13 protein-coding genes are annotated in these 15,119 nt (G+C 58.1%); 8 read left to right on the plus strand and 5 right to left on the minus strand.

Annotated elements, in window-relative coordinates; translation table 11 throughout:
• Positions 1-2: 2 nt before the first annotated feature.
• Positions 3-467 carry a (2Fe-2S)-binding protein gene (locus ACR0ES_RS05545; protein WP_480773217.1) on the minus strand — a complete coding sequence of 155 codons (465 nt, stop codon included), beginning with the start codon at positions 465-467 and terminating at the stop codon, positions 3-5.
• A 98-nt stretch (positions 468-565) separates the two neighbouring features.
• Between ACR0ES_RS05545 and ACR0ES_RS05550 the strand changes: the two genes are divergently transcribed.
• Positions 566-1,144: a TetR/AcrR family transcriptional regulator gene (locus ACR0ES_RS05550; RefSeq protein WP_480481812.1), complete on the plus strand. Its 579-nt coding sequence runs from the start codon at positions 566-568 to the stop codon at positions 1,142-1,144.
• On the opposite strand, the gene kynU is transcribed toward ACR0ES_RS05550, so the two are convergent.
• Positions 1,137-2,330, minus strand: a complete 1,194-nt coding sequence (kynU, locus tag ACR0ES_RS05555) for a kynureninase (RefSeq protein ID WP_480773218.1) — start codon at positions 2,328-2,330, stop codon at positions 1,137-1,139. The genes ACR0ES_RS05550 and kynU overlap by 8 nt on opposite strands.
• A 172-nt stretch (positions 2,331-2,502) precedes the next feature.
• Between kynU and ACR0ES_RS05560 the strand changes: the two genes are divergently transcribed.
• The 6 genes from ACR0ES_RS05560 to ACR0ES_RS05585 all read left to right on the plus strand — a co-directional run bounded on the left by ACR0ES_RS05560 (position 2,503) and on the right by ACR0ES_RS05585 (position 9,225).
• The gene (locus ACR0ES_RS05560; RefSeq protein ID WP_480773219.1) at positions 2,503-2,952 is read left to right on the plus strand and encodes a methyltransferase family protein; all 450 of its coding nucleotides are present in this window, start codon (positions 2,503-2,505) and stop codon (positions 2,950-2,952) included.
• A 129-nt stretch (positions 2,953-3,081) separates the two neighbouring features.
• The gene (locus ACR0ES_RS05565; RefSeq protein ID WP_480481810.1) at positions 3,082-4,653 is read left to right on the plus strand and encodes a Re/Si-specific NAD(P)(+) transhydrogenase subunit alpha; all 1,572 of its coding nucleotides are present in this window, start codon (positions 3,082-3,084) and stop codon (positions 4,651-4,653) included.
• Between the two features lie 13 nt (positions 4,654-4,666).
• Positions 4,667-6,121 carry an NAD(P)(+) transhydrogenase (Re/Si-specific) subunit beta gene (locus ACR0ES_RS05570; protein ID WP_209504484.1) on the plus strand — a complete coding sequence of 485 codons (1,455 nt, stop codon included), beginning with the start codon at positions 4,667-4,669 and terminating at the stop codon, positions 6,119-6,121.
• A 155-nt stretch (positions 6,122-6,276) separates the two neighbouring features.
• A complete protein-coding gene (locus ACR0ES_RS05575; protein WP_209504483.1) occupies positions 6,277-6,633 on the plus strand; it encodes a VOC family protein in 357 nt (118 codons plus the stop codon).
• A 109-nt stretch (positions 6,634-6,742) separates the two neighbouring features.
• Positions 6,743-8,020, plus strand: a complete 1,278-nt coding sequence (locus ACR0ES_RS05580; RefSeq protein ID WP_480869825.1) for a DUF3422 family protein — start codon at positions 6,743-6,745, stop codon at positions 8,018-8,020.
• Between the two features lie 68 nt (positions 8,021-8,088).
• Positions 8,089-9,225 carry an MFS transporter gene (locus ACR0ES_RS05585; RefSeq protein ID WP_480481808.1) on the plus strand — a complete coding sequence of 379 codons (1,137 nt, stop codon included), beginning with the start codon at positions 8,089-8,091 and terminating at the stop codon, positions 9,223-9,225.
• A gap of 6 nt (positions 9,226-9,231) precedes the next feature.
• Here the strand turns inward: ACR0ES_RS05585 and ACR0ES_RS05590 are convergent, their stop codons facing one another.
• The 3 genes from ACR0ES_RS05590 to ACR0ES_RS05600 all read right to left on the minus strand — a co-directional run bounded on the left by ACR0ES_RS05590 (position 9,232) and on the right by ACR0ES_RS05600 (position 13,012).
• Positions 9,232-10,212: an ABC transporter permease gene (locus ACR0ES_RS05590; RefSeq protein WP_267366742.1), complete on the minus strand. Its 981-nt coding sequence runs from the start codon at positions 10,210-10,212 to the stop codon at positions 9,232-9,234.
• Complete coding sequence (locus tag ACR0ES_RS05595; protein WP_209504480.1) at positions 10,205-11,212, minus strand: ABC transporter permease; 1,008 nt, start codon at positions 11,210-11,212, stop codon at positions 10,205-10,207. The genes ACR0ES_RS05590 and ACR0ES_RS05595 overlap by 8 nt, the downstream gene beginning before the upstream one ends.
• A gap of 93 nt (positions 11,213-11,305) precedes the next feature.
• The gene (locus ACR0ES_RS05600) at positions 11,306-13,012 is read right to left on the minus strand and encodes a peptide ABC transporter substrate-binding protein (protein ID WP_209504479.1); all 1,707 of its coding nucleotides are present in this window, start codon (positions 13,010-13,012) and stop codon (positions 11,306-11,308) included.
• Between the two features lie 285 nt (positions 13,013-13,297).
• Between ACR0ES_RS05600 and ACR0ES_RS05605 the strand changes: the two genes are divergently transcribed.
• Positions 13,298-15,118, plus strand: coding sequence for an ABC transporter ATP-binding protein (locus tag ACR0ES_RS05605; protein WP_480869826.1), 1,821 nt, complete (start codon positions 13,298-13,300; stop codon positions 15,116-15,118).
• The last annotated feature ends 1 nt before the right edge of the window (position 15,119 follow it).

Genomic DNA, 15,119 nt, shown 5'->3' on the forward strand with positions numbered 1-15,119 from the left:
TCTTACGCCTCCTTCAACTTGGAGGCTGCGTCGTGGATCGCGGCCCGGATGCGGGGGTAGGTGCCACAGCGGCACAGGTTTCCCTGCAACGCCTCATCGATCTCTGCGTCCGTGGGCGCAGGGTTTTCCGCAAGCAGGGCAGCGGCCTGCATGATCTGGCCCGACTGGCAATAGCCACATTGCGCCACCTGATGGTCAGCCCAGGATTGCTGGATAGTAGCCAGTGCATCTGGCGTGCCAACGCCTTCGATTGTGGTCACGTCACCCCAGACATCCGACAGCGCCACTTGGCACGAACGTACCGCCTCGCCATTGATATGAACCGTACAGGCGCCGCAAGCGGCGACGCCACAGCCAAACTTGGTGCCGGTCAGGCCAACCTCATCCCTCAGAACCCAAAGCAGGGGGACGTCATCCGGCAGGTCGATCTGATGAGGAGTTCCGTTAATCTTCAGGGCCGTCGCCATGGCGCACCTTTTGTAACTGTGGCAGGTTCTGACATAATGATTGCAAAGTGTCAGTATGTCAATTGACAAATTAAACAAAAAATGTCAGAGATCTGCGCATGAAAGATACGAGTGACGAATCCCGGCAGAAAGCGATCCTAGCATCTGCTTTTCAGGCCTTTTCCGCATACGGGTTCCGCAAGACCTCGATGGATGACATTGCGCGCGGTGCGGGGATGTCACGGCCAGCGGTTTATCTGTATTACAGGAACAAGGAAGCGATCGTTCGCAAACTGACCGAACGGCATTACGAGGAAAAGACCGCAGCGGTGGCCGAGGCGCTGAACGGTGAAGGCTCGGTTTCGGACATTGCCAGAAAGGCGATCCACGCCCAGACCGAGGGCATGGCTGCGATTTTGGCGTCGCCGCATGGGCTTGAGATGCTGGACACGACCAAATCCATGGCCATCGACATTGTCGAACGGGGCGAAGGGGAACTTGCCGCGCTTTATGCCGAATGGCTGAGGCGAGAGCAGGGTGCTGGCCGCGTTCGTCTGTTCGACACGCCTGAAGAAACGGCGAAAACACTTACGGTCACGCTGAAGGGGATCAAGCTGACTGCGTCAGACGCCGAGGAATTTGAAAGGCGCACCAACCAGTTGGCGGCCCTGATCGGGGCCGGGCTGGAAATCAGGTAACGCGCTGCCGGGTTTTGTACTCGGGCGTGTCCCAAAGCTTGTTCTGCATGACATCCGCCAGAATCCCGACTGCACGCTCGACATCGCTTTCATCGATATACAGCGGCGTGAAACCAAACCGCATTGTGTCAGGTGCGCGGAAATCTCCGACGACACCACGCGCGATCAGCGCTTGCATCGCGGCGTAGCCTTCCTTGAAGCGGAATGAAACCTGACTGCCACGCTGCTCGGGCGCGCGCGGACTGTCCAATTGCAAGTCTGGGCAGGTCGCCTCGACCTGACGAATGAAAAGCTCGGTCAATTCAATGGACTTGGCGCGCACATCCGCCATGTCGGCCATATCCCAGATGTCCATGGCCGCCGAAAGTGCGGTCATTTGGATGATCGGAGGTGTTCCAACGCGCATACGCTCAATCCCGCTTCCGGGGCGATAGTCCAGGTCAAAGGCAAAGGGCGCTTCGTGCCCCAGCCAGCCGGACAGGGCCGGGCGCACACTATCTGCAAGTCGGGGCGCAACATAAATGAACGCGGGCGCACCGGGGCCGCCATTGAGGTATTTATAGGTACACCCGACTGCGAAATCTGCATTGCACCCTGCAAGGTCGACGGGGATGGCCCCTGCGGAATGCGCCAGATCCCAAACCGTCACGACACCGTTGGCGTGGGCCAGTTCCGTCAGCGCCTTCATGTCGTGCATCCGGCCCGTGCGGTAATCCACTTCGGTCAGCATCAGGACCGCGACCTCTTCGGTGATTGCATCTGCGACGTCCTGCGGGTCGACGACGCGCAGTTCGTATGGGCTCCCAAGGGATCGCAGCAGGCCATCGACCATGTACAGGTCTGACGGAAAGTTCCCATTGTCGGAAAGCACAACCTTGCGGGTCGGGTTCAGTTCAAGGGCTGAGGACACGGCCTGATAAACCTTGATCGACAGGGTGTCGCCGGTCACGACGCTGCCTGGCTCGGCTCCGATCAGGCGGCCAATTCGATCTCCAAGCCCCATGGGAAGGCCCATCCAACCGGCTTTGTTCCAGCCGGTGATCAGCATTTGCCCCCATTCCTCGGTCAGCATGTTCTGCACACGAGACGCAGCCGTTTTAGGCAGCGGGCCCAAAGAGTTGCCGTCCAGATAAATCACGCCCTCGGGCAGGTCGAACATGGCTTTGGTTGCTGCAAAATCGGTCATGAAGGCTCACTCACTTGTGTGGTCGTCTTTTGTTGCATTTGGGGTAGCCGATCCTGACATGTCTGTCTATCGATGCGACATACTGGTCTTTTGCTAATCTGGCCGAAAAACGGTAGGACGTCGGTCAGAAGCGACATATACCCGACACTGTCGTCGTTCATGAGGGCTTAGAATGCGCTGGATAGATGTACCGCCAGTTTGGTTGATCGCTTTTGCGGTGCTGGCATGGGCACAAGCCAGATACATGGCGCTGGGCCTGTCACTTGAGAGCGGCCTGACCGACCTTCTCAGTGGAGTTCTGATCGGCGGTGGCGTTCTGATGGCCGTTCTGGCCATTGTCGAGTTTCGCCGCCACAAAACAACCGTCATTCCCCATGAGACACCGACCGCGATGGTGCAATCGGGCATCTACAAACGCAGTCGAAACCCGATCTACGTCGGTGACGTTCTGATTCTTGCGGGTTTGATTCTGCGGTTCGACGCCGTGTTGTCACTGGTTTTGGTTCCGGTCTTCGTCTGGGTGCTGGAGCGCCGGTTTATCCTGCCGGAAGAAGACCGCCTGCGCCGGCAGTTCCGCACGGATTTCGCACGCTACGAACGCAAGACGCGGCGTTGGATCTAAGGTGGCTGATTTCGTGATGTCACGTAAAAAATGCTGCACTTGCGAAATAATGTTGCGCAGGATACATCTTTGCTTAACAAAGAATACCGACCACCCGCTCGGACAGAGTAAAAATTAGGGGGACTGCCAGTGAAGATAGGCACGCCAAAGGAAATACTGGACGGTGAGAACCGGGTTGCAATGACGCCCGACTCGGCCGTGCAATTGCAGAAACTGGGCTATGAGTGCCTGATCGAGAAAGGCGCGGGCGCGGCTGCCGGTTTTTCGGATGCCGCATACGAGGCCGTAGGCGTTGAGGTGGTCAAGACCGCAGCGTCGCTGTGGAAGACTGCGGATATCATTGCCAAGGTTCGGATCCCGACTGAGGCCGAACTGAAACGGTTGACCAAGGGCAAGACCCTGATTTCGTTCTTCAATCCTGCGGGCAACGAAGAAGGAATGGAGCTGGCCAAATCCAAGGGCGCCAACGTGATCGCCATGGAGATGGTGCCACGCATCTCGCGCGCGCAGAAGATGGACGCGCTGTCGTCGATGGCAAATATCGCAGGCTATCGCGCCGTGATCGAGGCAGGCAACAACTTTGGCCGTTTCTTCACCGGCCAGGTGACCGCCGCCGGTAAAGTTCCTCCTGCCAAGGTGCTGATCGTTGGGGCCGGTGTGGCCGGTCTGGCCGCAATCGGGACGTCCACGTCGCTGGGCGCGATCACCTACGCGTTCGACGTGCGCCCTGAAGTGGCCGAACAGGTCGAATCGATGGGGGCTGAGTTCGTCTATCTGGACTTCGAAGAAGAGCAGCAGGACGGCGCGGCCACAGGCGGGTATGCCTCGGTCCAGTCGGAAGAATTCCGCAACGCCCAGCTGGCCAAGTTCCGCGAACTTGCGCCCGAGATGGACATCGTTATCACCACCGCCCTGATCCCCAACCGTCCGGCGCCCAAGCTGTGGCTAGAGGATATGGTCAAGGCGATGAAGCCGGGTTCGGTCATCATCGACCTTGCAGCCGAGCGTGGCGGTAACGTCGAAGGCACCGTGCCGGATGAGAAAGTTGTCACCAACAATGGCGTGACCATAATCGGTTATACCGACTTCCCCAGCCGGATGGCGGCGCAATCCTCGTCGCTTTATGCCACCAACATCCGTCACATGATGACCGATCTGACGCCCGAAAAGGACGGTCAGATCAATCACAACATGGAAGACGATGTGATCCGCGGCGCGACCGTGACGCATGAAGGTGAAATCACCTTCCCGCCACCGCCGCCCAAGATTCAGGCGATCGCCGCACAGAAAAAGCCCGAGGTCAAGGAACTGACCCCGGAAGAGAAAAAGGCGCAGGAGATTGCGGCCTTCAAGGCGCAGACCAGGCAGCAGTTTACATTGTTGGGTGTCGGCGGTGCGCTGATGCTGCTGGTGGGGCTGGTTGCCCCGGCCAGCTTCATGCAGCATTTCATCGTCTTCGTGCTGGCCATTTTCGTGGGCTTCCAGGTGATCTGGAATGTCTCGCACAGCCTGCATACGCCGCTGATGGCGATCACCAACGCGATCTCGTCGATCATCATCGTTGGGGCCTTGATGCAGATCGGATCGGGGTCGTTCCTGGTCATTCTGCTGGCGGCACTGTCTGTCTTCATGGCCGGGATCAACATCTTCGGCGGCTTCCTCGTAACCCGGCGCATGCTCGCCATGTTCCAGAAATCTTAAGGAGGCCGGGCACATGGAATTTGGCTTCACCACTGCCGCCTATGTTGTTGCGGCTGTTTTGTTCATCCTTTCCCTTGGCGGGTTGTCGAACCAGGAAAGCGCCAAGCGCGCGGTCTGGTACGGCATCGTCGGTATGGCGTTGGCGGTCTTTGCCACGCTGGTTGGCCCCGGGTCTGGCCTGTGGCTTTTGTCGATCCTGCTGATCATTGGCGGCGGTCTGATCGGTCAATACGTGGCGCAGCGCGTCCAGATGACCGAGATGCCGCAACTTGTGGCCGCGATGCATTCACTGGTCGGTCTGGCGGCTGTGTTCGTCGGCTTCAACGCGCATTTTGAAATCGGCAACGTGGCGCAGGTCCTGGCGATTGCGGATACGGCAAAAGAGGCGGATCTGCATGATCTGGGCACCTTTGCCAAACTGATCGCCAAGAAGACACCGGCCGAGCTGGCAATCCTTCATGTAGAGCTGTTCCTGGGCATCTTTATCGGTGCGATCACCTTTACCGGTTCGGTCGTGGCCTATGGCAAGCTGGCGGGCAAAGTGACCTCGGCGGCGACAAAGCTGCCCGGTGGTCATGCGCTGAACGCAGCGGCTGCGGGTCTCTCGCTGATCTGCTTGATCTGGTATACCTCGTCCGGTGGGCTGCTGCCGCTGATCCTGATGACCCTGGCCGCGCTGTTCATTGGTTATCACCTGATCATGGGCATCGGTGGCGCGGACATGCCGGTGGTTGTGTCGATGCTGAACAGCTATTCGGGCTGGGCCGCGGCGGCTATTGGTTTCTCGCTGGGCAATGACTTGCTGATCGTGGTCGGTGCGCTGGTGGGCTCAAGCGGTGCAATCCTGTCCTACATCATGTGCAAGGCGATGAACCGTCACTTTGTCAGCGTGATTCTGGGCGGCTTTGGTGGCCCGCAGGGTGAACAGATGGCCGTTGAGGGCGAGCAGGTGGCCATCGAGGCGGATGGCGTTGCTGCAGCCCTGAACGATGCCGACAGCGTTATCATCATTCCTGGTTATGGTATGGCGGTGGCGCAGGCACAGCAATCGGTCAGTGAACTGGTCCGTAAGCTGCGCGCCAAGGGTAAAGAGGTGCGTTTTGCGATCCACCCGGTCGCGGGCCGTTTGCCGGGCCATATGAACGTGCTGCTGGCCGAGGCGAAGGTGCCCTATGATATCGTTCTGGAAATGGACGAGATCAATGACGACTTCCCGGATACGGATGTGGCCATCGTCATCGGCTCGAATGACATCGTGAACCCTGCGGCGCAGGAAGATCCCAACAGCCCGATTGCCGGTATGCCGGTTCTGGAATGCTGGAAGGCCAAGCAGGTCTTCGTGTCCAAACGCGGTCAGGGTACAGGGTATTCGGGAATCGAAAACCCGCTGTTCTTTAAGGAAAATACCCGCATGTTCTATGGCGACGCCAAAGCATCGCTGGACAAGCTGCTGCCGATGATCGATTGATCCACCGGTCTGATCCAATTGCAAAGGGCGCCTTTGGGCGCCCTTTTCTTTACTTGTACTATTGGGGGCTTTGCCCCCAAACCCCCAGGATATTTATGGCCAGATGAAGCGGGCGGGTTGTGGTATAATAGACATGCGTATTGTTGGAGCGAAGCATGGAGAAAGTGAACGGTATAGGGGGCGTATTTTTTCGGGCCAGTGATCCCGAGGCATTAAGCCGCTGGTACGAAGAACATCTGGGCGTAAACCACTATGATCCGGTGCCCTGGAAGCAACGCGAAGGGTATACGGTGTTTGCGCCGTTCGCGAAAGACACCGAGTATTTCGGAAACCCGGATCAGCAATGGATGATCAATTTTCGGGTCGACGATCTGGGCGCGATGATACAGCAGCTTGAAGCTGCCGGAATCGCTGTTGAGACCCGCCCCGACTGGGACAGTGAGATCGGAAAGTTCGCGCGGCTTCACGATCCGGAAGGTAATCCGATCGAGCTGTGGCAGCCAAATCAATGAGATAGTCGGTTTGTATACCTTTGTATTCGTGTAAGTATATGAAATAAAATAAGAATTGATGTATCCGAGTTGTGACGTATAGTGCGGACACCGCTATCGGAGCCTCTGAATGACGCCAATCGATGATCACCCGCTGCGCTATGCGCTGGCCAATGAACTTCATGCCCGCCCGTTTCCGGCCGCCGATACGCCGTGCACGGTCGCATTTATTGCGATCAAGAAGCCTGAAGCAGCCGTCGCTCGGGACCGCAATCAGGATATTGCGCATCTGATCGATCTGCTTGACCGGCATGGGGCGCAACATCCGCAGCCGGGGGCCACGCATTATGCCGGGCAGATAGGACGCCATTGGCTGAAATGGGAGCAGCACACAGAGTTTGTCACCTATACGGCGATTGTGCCGAACGTCAGCGGCCGCCCCTTCAACCCGGCTGATTTCGAAGTGTTTCCCCCGGATTGGCTGATGGCCAGCCCGGGCCAGAGGATCACTTCGCTGCTAATGCGGGTGGTACCGCGCCCGGAAGATGCAGCTGTAAAGGTCGCTCTGGCTGATTGGTTCGAACCTGAAAGTCTGGCGGTGTCGCGGGTGTTGGATGCTTCGGCGATTTGCGCCAGTGATTTCCGCATCGACCCGGCTGGTCACATGCGTTTTGCCCTGTTCGTGACCGAAGGCACGGGCACGCGCCGCACAGGGCGTATTATACAGCGGCTGTGCGAGATCGAGACATACAAGGCGATGTCGATGCTTGGCTTTGCCCGCGTCAAACAATTGGCCCCCCGGATCGAGGAACTGGACGCCCAGTTGGCGAAGCTGATGGTTGAAATGACGGATGACACCACACCACCAGAAGCGCTGTTACCTCAATTGCTGGCCACATCGACCGAGCTCGAGACCATTTCGGCCCGCAGTTCGTTCCGATTTGGGGCAACCGGCGCTTACGAGGCGCTGGTGAATCAACGGATCGACGTCCTGCGCGAGGAAAGGTTCGAAGGCGGCCAAAGCTTTGCCGATTTCATGATGCGCCGTTATGACCCTGCGATCCGTACCGTGAAATCAACCGAACGCCGCCTGCAGGCGCTGTCTGACCGGGCGATCCGTGCGGGTGAGTTGCTGCGCACAAGGGTGGACGTCGAGCGGAGTGCACAAAATCAGGCCCTGTTGGAAAGCATGGATCGTCGGGCTGATCTTGCCTTGCGCTTACAACACACGGTCGAGGGGCTTTCTGTAGTGGCCATCAGTTATTACGCGGTCTCACTTGTTGGCTATCTTCTGTATCCGTTGACGGCCACAGGGATAAGCAAGGGAATGCTGACGGCGGCGGCGACGATCCCGGTTGTAGCGGGCGTATGGTTCGCCGTTCGGCGTATCCGCAAACGCCTGGGTTAAGCTGCAATTGCCAATTTGCGCCCAACCTGTAGAACGGGTGGGGCGGGCAGACAGCACGAGGTTCTCTGTTGATTGGCGTTTTCTCGGCATGGCGGGCAGTTGCGGCCATGTTCATCCTGAACGGGGCCTTGTTTGGCATCTGGGCCTCGCGCATTCCGGCCGTGCGCGACCGGTTGGACTTGTCTCATGACGCGTTGGGGTACGGGTTGTTGTTCATGGCGGCCGGGGCCGTCTGTTCCTTTCCGGTCACAGGGCGGTTGACGGATCGGAATGGCGCTGTTGCGATTACCCGGATTGTGGCCGTTCTGTACACGCTGTCGCTGGTTCTGCTTGCTGTGGCTGGCGGGTTTTGGGCGCTGGCGTTTTGTTTGTTTGTTTTCGGCGCGTTCCACGGATCGATGGATGTGGCAATGAATGCCTGGGCCGCCGAAGTCGAGCAGGCTTATGACAAACCCGTAATGTCATCATTCCACGCCATGTGGAGCCTTGGGGCCGGTCTTGGCGCGCTCAGCGGATATGTGGCTGTTCAGATGGGGCTGACGGTTCTGGTGCACTTCCTAGTGGCGGGTGGCGCGGTTGTCGCCTTCGCGCTGGCCTTGTCGTGGGTGCGCTGGACGTCGAAACGGTCCGATCGGCCGCAAAGCTCGGTTTTTGCTTTGCCCTCGGGCGCGCTGATACTGGTCGGATTCGCCGCCATGTGTGGTGCATTGGGTGAAGGCGCCGTCGCGGACTGGAGCGCGATTTTCCTGCGAGACGTGTCCGGTGCGCCCGAAAGTGTTGCCGCATTGGGCTATGCCGTGTTTTCCGTGGCGATGGTTGCGTTTCGACTTGCAGGTGCTGTTGTCATCACTTGGTTTGGTCCTGCCGCCACGGCTCGGTTTGGCGGGATCTGCGCGGCACTGGGCGTTTTCGTTGTGGTTTCTTCGGTCGTGCCCTTGCCCGCATTGGCGGGGTTTGCGCTGATGGGTATAGGGTATGCGGTGATCATGCCGCTGGCGTTCAGCCGTGCAGCCAGCGATCCGCATGTGCCGCCGGGGCAAGCCATCGCGAGTGTAGCTACGCTGGGATATGGCGGGCTGTTGATTGGGCCGCCGCTGATCGGATTTTTGGCGGAACTGTTCGGCCTGCGTCTGGCGTTCGCCGTGCTGTTGCCATTGGCCGTTCTGATCGTGCTGTTGGCCGGCGCGCTGAAGCGCGCCGACTAACTTGTTTCAGCGTCCGCGAATGCGGGGATCTAGCGCGTCGCGCAGACCATCACCCAGATAGTTGACGCTCAGAACAGTCAGCGAGATTGCCAGACCGGGCCAGAATACACGCTCGGGGTATTGCTGAAGATAGTCGACACCATCAAACAACAGGCGGCCCCATGTCGGGAAGTCGGGCGGGAAGCCCAGCCCAAGGAAGGACAGCGCGCTTTCGGTGATGATCGCTGTGGCAATCCCCAGTGTTGCCGACACCATGATCGGCGAAAGAACGTTCGGCAGGATATGCCGCGTGATGATCTGGCTGTTGCTGGTGCCGATGGAGCGTGCGGCCAGAACGAATTCACGTTCCTTGATGGCCAGGACGTCACCGCGCACGATCCGTGCAGTCGGCATCCATGAGGTGATGCCTATGGCGCAGACGATCAGGATGAAGATCCCGCGCTCCAGCCCGAAAGCCGCTGACAGGGGCTCGCGGAACAGAAGCATCATGACCAGCAGCAAAGGCAGCAGGGGCAGGGCCAGAAACAGGTCGGTCAGGCGCATCAGCGGCCCATCGAGCCGCCTGAAGAATCCCGCCAGAACGCCGATGAACGAACCCAGAAACAGCGCCAGCAACATTGCGGTTATGCCAACCGAGACTGAGGTTTGACCACCCGACATCATGCGCGCAAGAATGTCGCGACCCAATTGGTCGGTGCCAAAGGGATGCGCCCAACTGGGCCCCTGATTGCGCGACCGGATATCGATCTGGGTTGGATCAATGCTCCACAGATACGGGCCCAGATAGACACCGGCAACGATGATGATAAACAGGATCGCCCCGACCATTGCGCCTTTGTGGGTCTTGAACTGATCCCAAACATCGCGCCATTGGCTGCGGGGAGGGGTGGCCAGTTCTTCCATCACGTCGGCTGTCGGCAAGGCGGTTGAAGCTGGTGCAAGTCCTTCGTCCGGGACCAGCGTATCGGTACGATCATGATCAGTCATATCGAATCCTCGGGTCCAGAATGCCATAAAGTACGTCAGCGATCAGGTTGAACAACACGATCAGTACGGCGAAAATAAAGGTCAGGGTTTGCACCATCGGCAGATCATTGGCCTGAATCGCGCCGATCAGCAACTGCCCGATTCCGTTCACCTTGAACACCTGCTCGGTGATGATGGCGCCACCAAAGATGGACGGAATACCCAGCGCGATCACGGTGACCACCGGGATCATCGAGTTTCGCAGGACGTGAACCATGACCACGGTATATTCGCTGAGACCCTTGGCGCGGGCGGTGCGAACGTAATCCTGATTGAGGTTATCCAGCATGGACGCGCGCATGAACCGGCTGAGTTGTGCGGTGATCTGCAAGGCCAGAACCATGACCGGCATGATCATCTGTTTGAGCTGCACAACAAAGCTGTCCCAGCTGTTGACCACCAGCGTGGTGTCATAGATCGACGGGAACCAGCCCAGCTGGACTGAAAAGATCACGATTACCAGCACGCCCGAAAAGAAGGGTGGAACGGAAAAGCCGACCATCGACACGAAAGTACCCATCTGGTCGAACCAGGAATACTGACGGTAGGCCGAATAGATGCCGATGGGCAGCGCGATCAGGATGGCGACCACATAGGCGGTGCCGACAACCCACAGGGTCTGCGGGATACGCTGAACGACGATGTCCATGACCGGCGAGCGTGTCTGCCATGAAATCACGCGCAGGTCGCCTTCGGAGAAGGTTGTACCGAATACAGAATCGACCAATACCTGCGGTTCGATCCAGAAGAACTGCACGATCCATTTCCAAAACCGGATATGCATCGGCTGGCCGAGGCCAAGCGCCTCGCGCATCTTCTCTTTGACTTCCGGGGGAACGGTGAGTGGAACCTGTGCCATCGGGTCGCCAGGGGCAAGCTCGAGCAGCAGGAAGATGACGAGGCTGATGAACAGCAATGTGGGCACCGCCAACACCAGTCGTCTGATTGTAAAGTTGAGCATTCAAAGGCGCCTTTGTTGATGCGTCTTCTTGTTGGAGCGGCCTGCAAATGACCGCGCCCCGAAGATCGGGGCGCGGCTTGGCAGGTTTAACGCTTAGGACCCGGTCTTGCGGTACCAGTCCGCAACGTTCCAAAGTTCGCTGTCCCAAGTGTTCAGGATCACGCCACCCAATGTGTTGGAATGTGCAGAGACCCGTCCACGATCAACCAGCGGAACCACGACATAGCTGTCCTTGGTCAGCATATCGTTGAGTTTACGGGCAATTTCGCCACGTTTTTCAAGCTCGCCGGTGCGGCCCAGTTCGGCCACCAGCTTGTCGTACTCGGCATCACAGTAGCGGTTGATGTTCTCACCCTGCCACTGGCTTTCCGGTTTGGGTGCCTTGTCACAGGTGTGCTGCGCAAGATAGCTTTCCGGATCGGTGCCATCGAAGTTGTTGGCGTACATTTCAACGTCTGCATAGAAACGCTGGAATGTGTCCGGGCTGCCCGGGTCACCGCCGAAAAAGACCGACGCGTTGATGTTGCGCAGCTCGGTTTCAACACCGATTTGGCTCCACCATTCCTTGATCAGCGCCTGGAAGTCCTGACGAACAGCGTTGGTCGAGGTTTGATAGACCAGCGACAGTCTTACACCATCCTTGGCGCGGACGCCGTCAGCGCCTTTCACCCAGCCGGCTTCATCCAGCATCTGGTTCGCGCCGTCAATGTCCTGCGTCAGACACTCGGTGTTGTCGCTTGCGTACAATGCCGGGGCCGGTACCAGGTTGCAGGTCGGGCGACCGGCTTGGCCGTAGCCAATCTCAACCAGCAGATCACGGTCGATTGCCATCGACAGTGCCTTGCGAACAGCCAGTTCCGACAAGGCCGGGTGCGGATGTTTTGCGGTTGAACGTTCACCTTCAGGCAGGCTGGGGGACGGATCCGTCATGTTCATTTCGATCCGTTCAACCAAGGTCCCGAACGCCGCGATCGGAGTACCCTTGCCGCCTTCTTTCATCTGCTCGATGACTTCGGGCGCCAGCTGCAGGTTCCACGCATAGTCGAATTCGCCGGTTTCCATCACAGCACGGCCAGCCGCTGTCGCATCACCGCCACCTTTGAAGGTCAGCGTGGCAAAAGCGGGCTTGTTCGGGTCACGATAGTTCGGGTTGGCCGACATGGTGATCACGTCGTTTGGCTTGAATTCGTCCACCACAAACGGGCCGGTTCCGATCGGGCCAAAGTTCTGATCTGTACATTCGGGCGCCTTAGAGCCCATGCAGTTCTGAAACTGGGCCATCTGGATAATTGGCGACTGGCCACCCATGAATGGGCCATAGGGGTTCGGCTTTGGTTCGGCAAAGTTGACCTTGATGGTCAGATCGTCGATTGCCTCGACGCTTTCGACGCCTTCAAACTTGGCAAGCTGGGCGCAACCACCTTCCGGATGCATGCAATAGTCGGCGGTGAATTTCACGTCGGCCGACGTCACGGGCGATCCATCGGACCAGACCAAACCGGATTTCAGTTTCCACGTGATCGATTTCAGATCCGACGAAACACCACCGTTTTCCACGGTCGGGATATCCTCGGCGAGATAGGCTACAAGGTTCCCGTCTTGGTCATAGCGACCGAGCGGCTCAATCACCAACGAAGCCGATTCGATATCTTTGGTGCCCGAGGACAGGTACGGGTTCAGGATCGACGGAGCCTGCCAGTAAATGATGCTGACATTGCCGTCCGATCCACGCTCGGCCATAGCCACAGGGGCCATCGCCGTGCTTGCAATCGCACCAAGCAAAAGGGTTTTGATTTTCATAAGTTACTCCCAAGTTGGACACGTTCGTGTCTCGATTATCTCCGCAAGGCCTGCGGGTTTGGCGTTGCCGCCCCAAGGTAAGGTTCTGATCAACAAAGATAATAGCGCTAACGATTTCGGTCTGCGCCGCCTCCCCAGGTCGGTTACATGGCGTATCGAAACAGAACCTGAGAAAAATGCAAGTAGTGCCGTCGCGAAAATGTGTAATGGGTTTGACTTTTCCCGGCGGCCCGCCTTAGCGTTCGGAATTCAGAAAAAGAATACCGTCGTCAAGGGAGCGCGCGCGTGCTGGATCAGCCTATTGCACAGATTAAAAAACTGCGGGTGGAGTTTCAGACGAAGGATGGCCCCGTTGTCGGTGTTGAGGATGTCTCGTTCGAGGTCAAACCGGGTGAAACCGTTTGTATCGTTGGCGAATCGGGGTCTGGAAAATCGGTTTCGTCGCTGTCGCTGATGCGGCTGGTCGAGTTCGGTGGGGGTGAAATCGCGGGTGGTGAACTTCTGTTTGATCGCCGCGATGGGGGAGAGATGGACCTGTCCAAAGCCGATCCGGATCTGATGAAACAGATTCGCGGCAACGAGATCGGGATGATTTTTCAGGAGCCGATGACGGCGCTTAATCCGGTTTTTACCGTTGGTCGCCAGTTGACCGAAGGTCTGCGCATCCACAAGCAGATGTCAAAGGTACAGGCCGAGGACCGGGCGCTTGAGTTGCTGCGCCAGGTTCGCATCCCCGAGCCCGAGCGTCGTCTGAAACAGTACCCGCACGAGCTGTCGGGCGGGATGCGCCAGCGTGTCGTCATCGCGATGGCCATGGCCTGCGAGCCCCGCCTGCTGATCGCCGATGAACCCACCACAGCGCTGGACGTGACCATTCAGGCCGAGATCCTGGCCCTGATGGATCGCCTCAAGCGCGAAACCGGAACTGCGGTGATGTTCATCACCCACGACATGGCTGTGGTTGCCCAGATGGCTGACCGTGTTGTCGTTATGTATCGCGGCAACAAGGTCGAAGAGGGGACCGTCAAGGAAATCTTTGAAAACCCGCAGCATGATTACACCAAGGCCCTTTTGGCCGCAGTACCGAAGCTGGGTGAAATGCAGGGCAAGTCGGCACCTGAACCGATGAAGTTGCTGGGTGTCGAGGGGCAGAAAATTGCGCCCATCCCCGGAACCGAAGAAGTTTTGTTGACCGTAAAGAACCTGACCACGCGGTTTCCGGTCAAAGGTGGCCTTCTGCGGCGCACGATCTCGAACGTTCATGCGGTCGAGGATGTGTCATTCACACTGAACAAAGGTCAGACACTCAGCCTTGTGGGCGAATCCGGGTGCGGAAAGTCCTCGGCCGGGCGTTCGATCCTGCGGCTGGTCGAGCCGATGGCGGGCGAGGTCAATCTGGACGGTGTCGATATCATGAAGCTGGACCCGTCCGGCCTGCGCAAGGCGCGGCTGGACATGCAGATGATCTTTCAGGACCCGTTCGCCTCGCTGAACCCACAGATGCAGCTGGTCGATCAGGTTGCCGAGCCGATGCGCAACTATGGCGTGGCGTCGGGATCCGAATTGCAGGACCGCGTGGCGCAGTTGTTCGACAAGGTGCAGCTGCCGCGCAGCTTCATGCGTCGTTTCCCTCATGAAATGTCCGGGGGACAGCGTCAGCGGATCGCGATTGCCCGCGCACTGGCCCTGAACCCCAAGCTGATCATCGCGGATGAGGCGGTCTCGGCCCTCGACGTGTCGGTTCAGGCACAGGTTCTGAACCTGATGATGGAGCTGCAGTCCGATCTGGGGCTGTCCTATCTGTTCATCAGCCATGACATGGCCGTGGTTGAACGTGTCAGCCACTATGTCGGCGTTATGTATCTGGGCCGCATTGTGGAACTGGGCCCGCGTGCACGTGTGTTTGAAAACCCGCAACACCCCTATACGCAGGCGTTGATGAAGGCAGTTCCAATTGCTGACCCAAACAAGCGAAAGACTGAAAAAGACCTGAACTTCAAACCGATCCCGTCACCGATCCACCCTGTCGACTACAAACCGGAACCCTCGCAATATCAAGAGGTTGAACCGGGTCACTTTATCCTGACCACAGACAGTGGGTACTGAC

It is taken from the genome of Ruegeria sp. N7 (genome assembly GCF_056531345.1).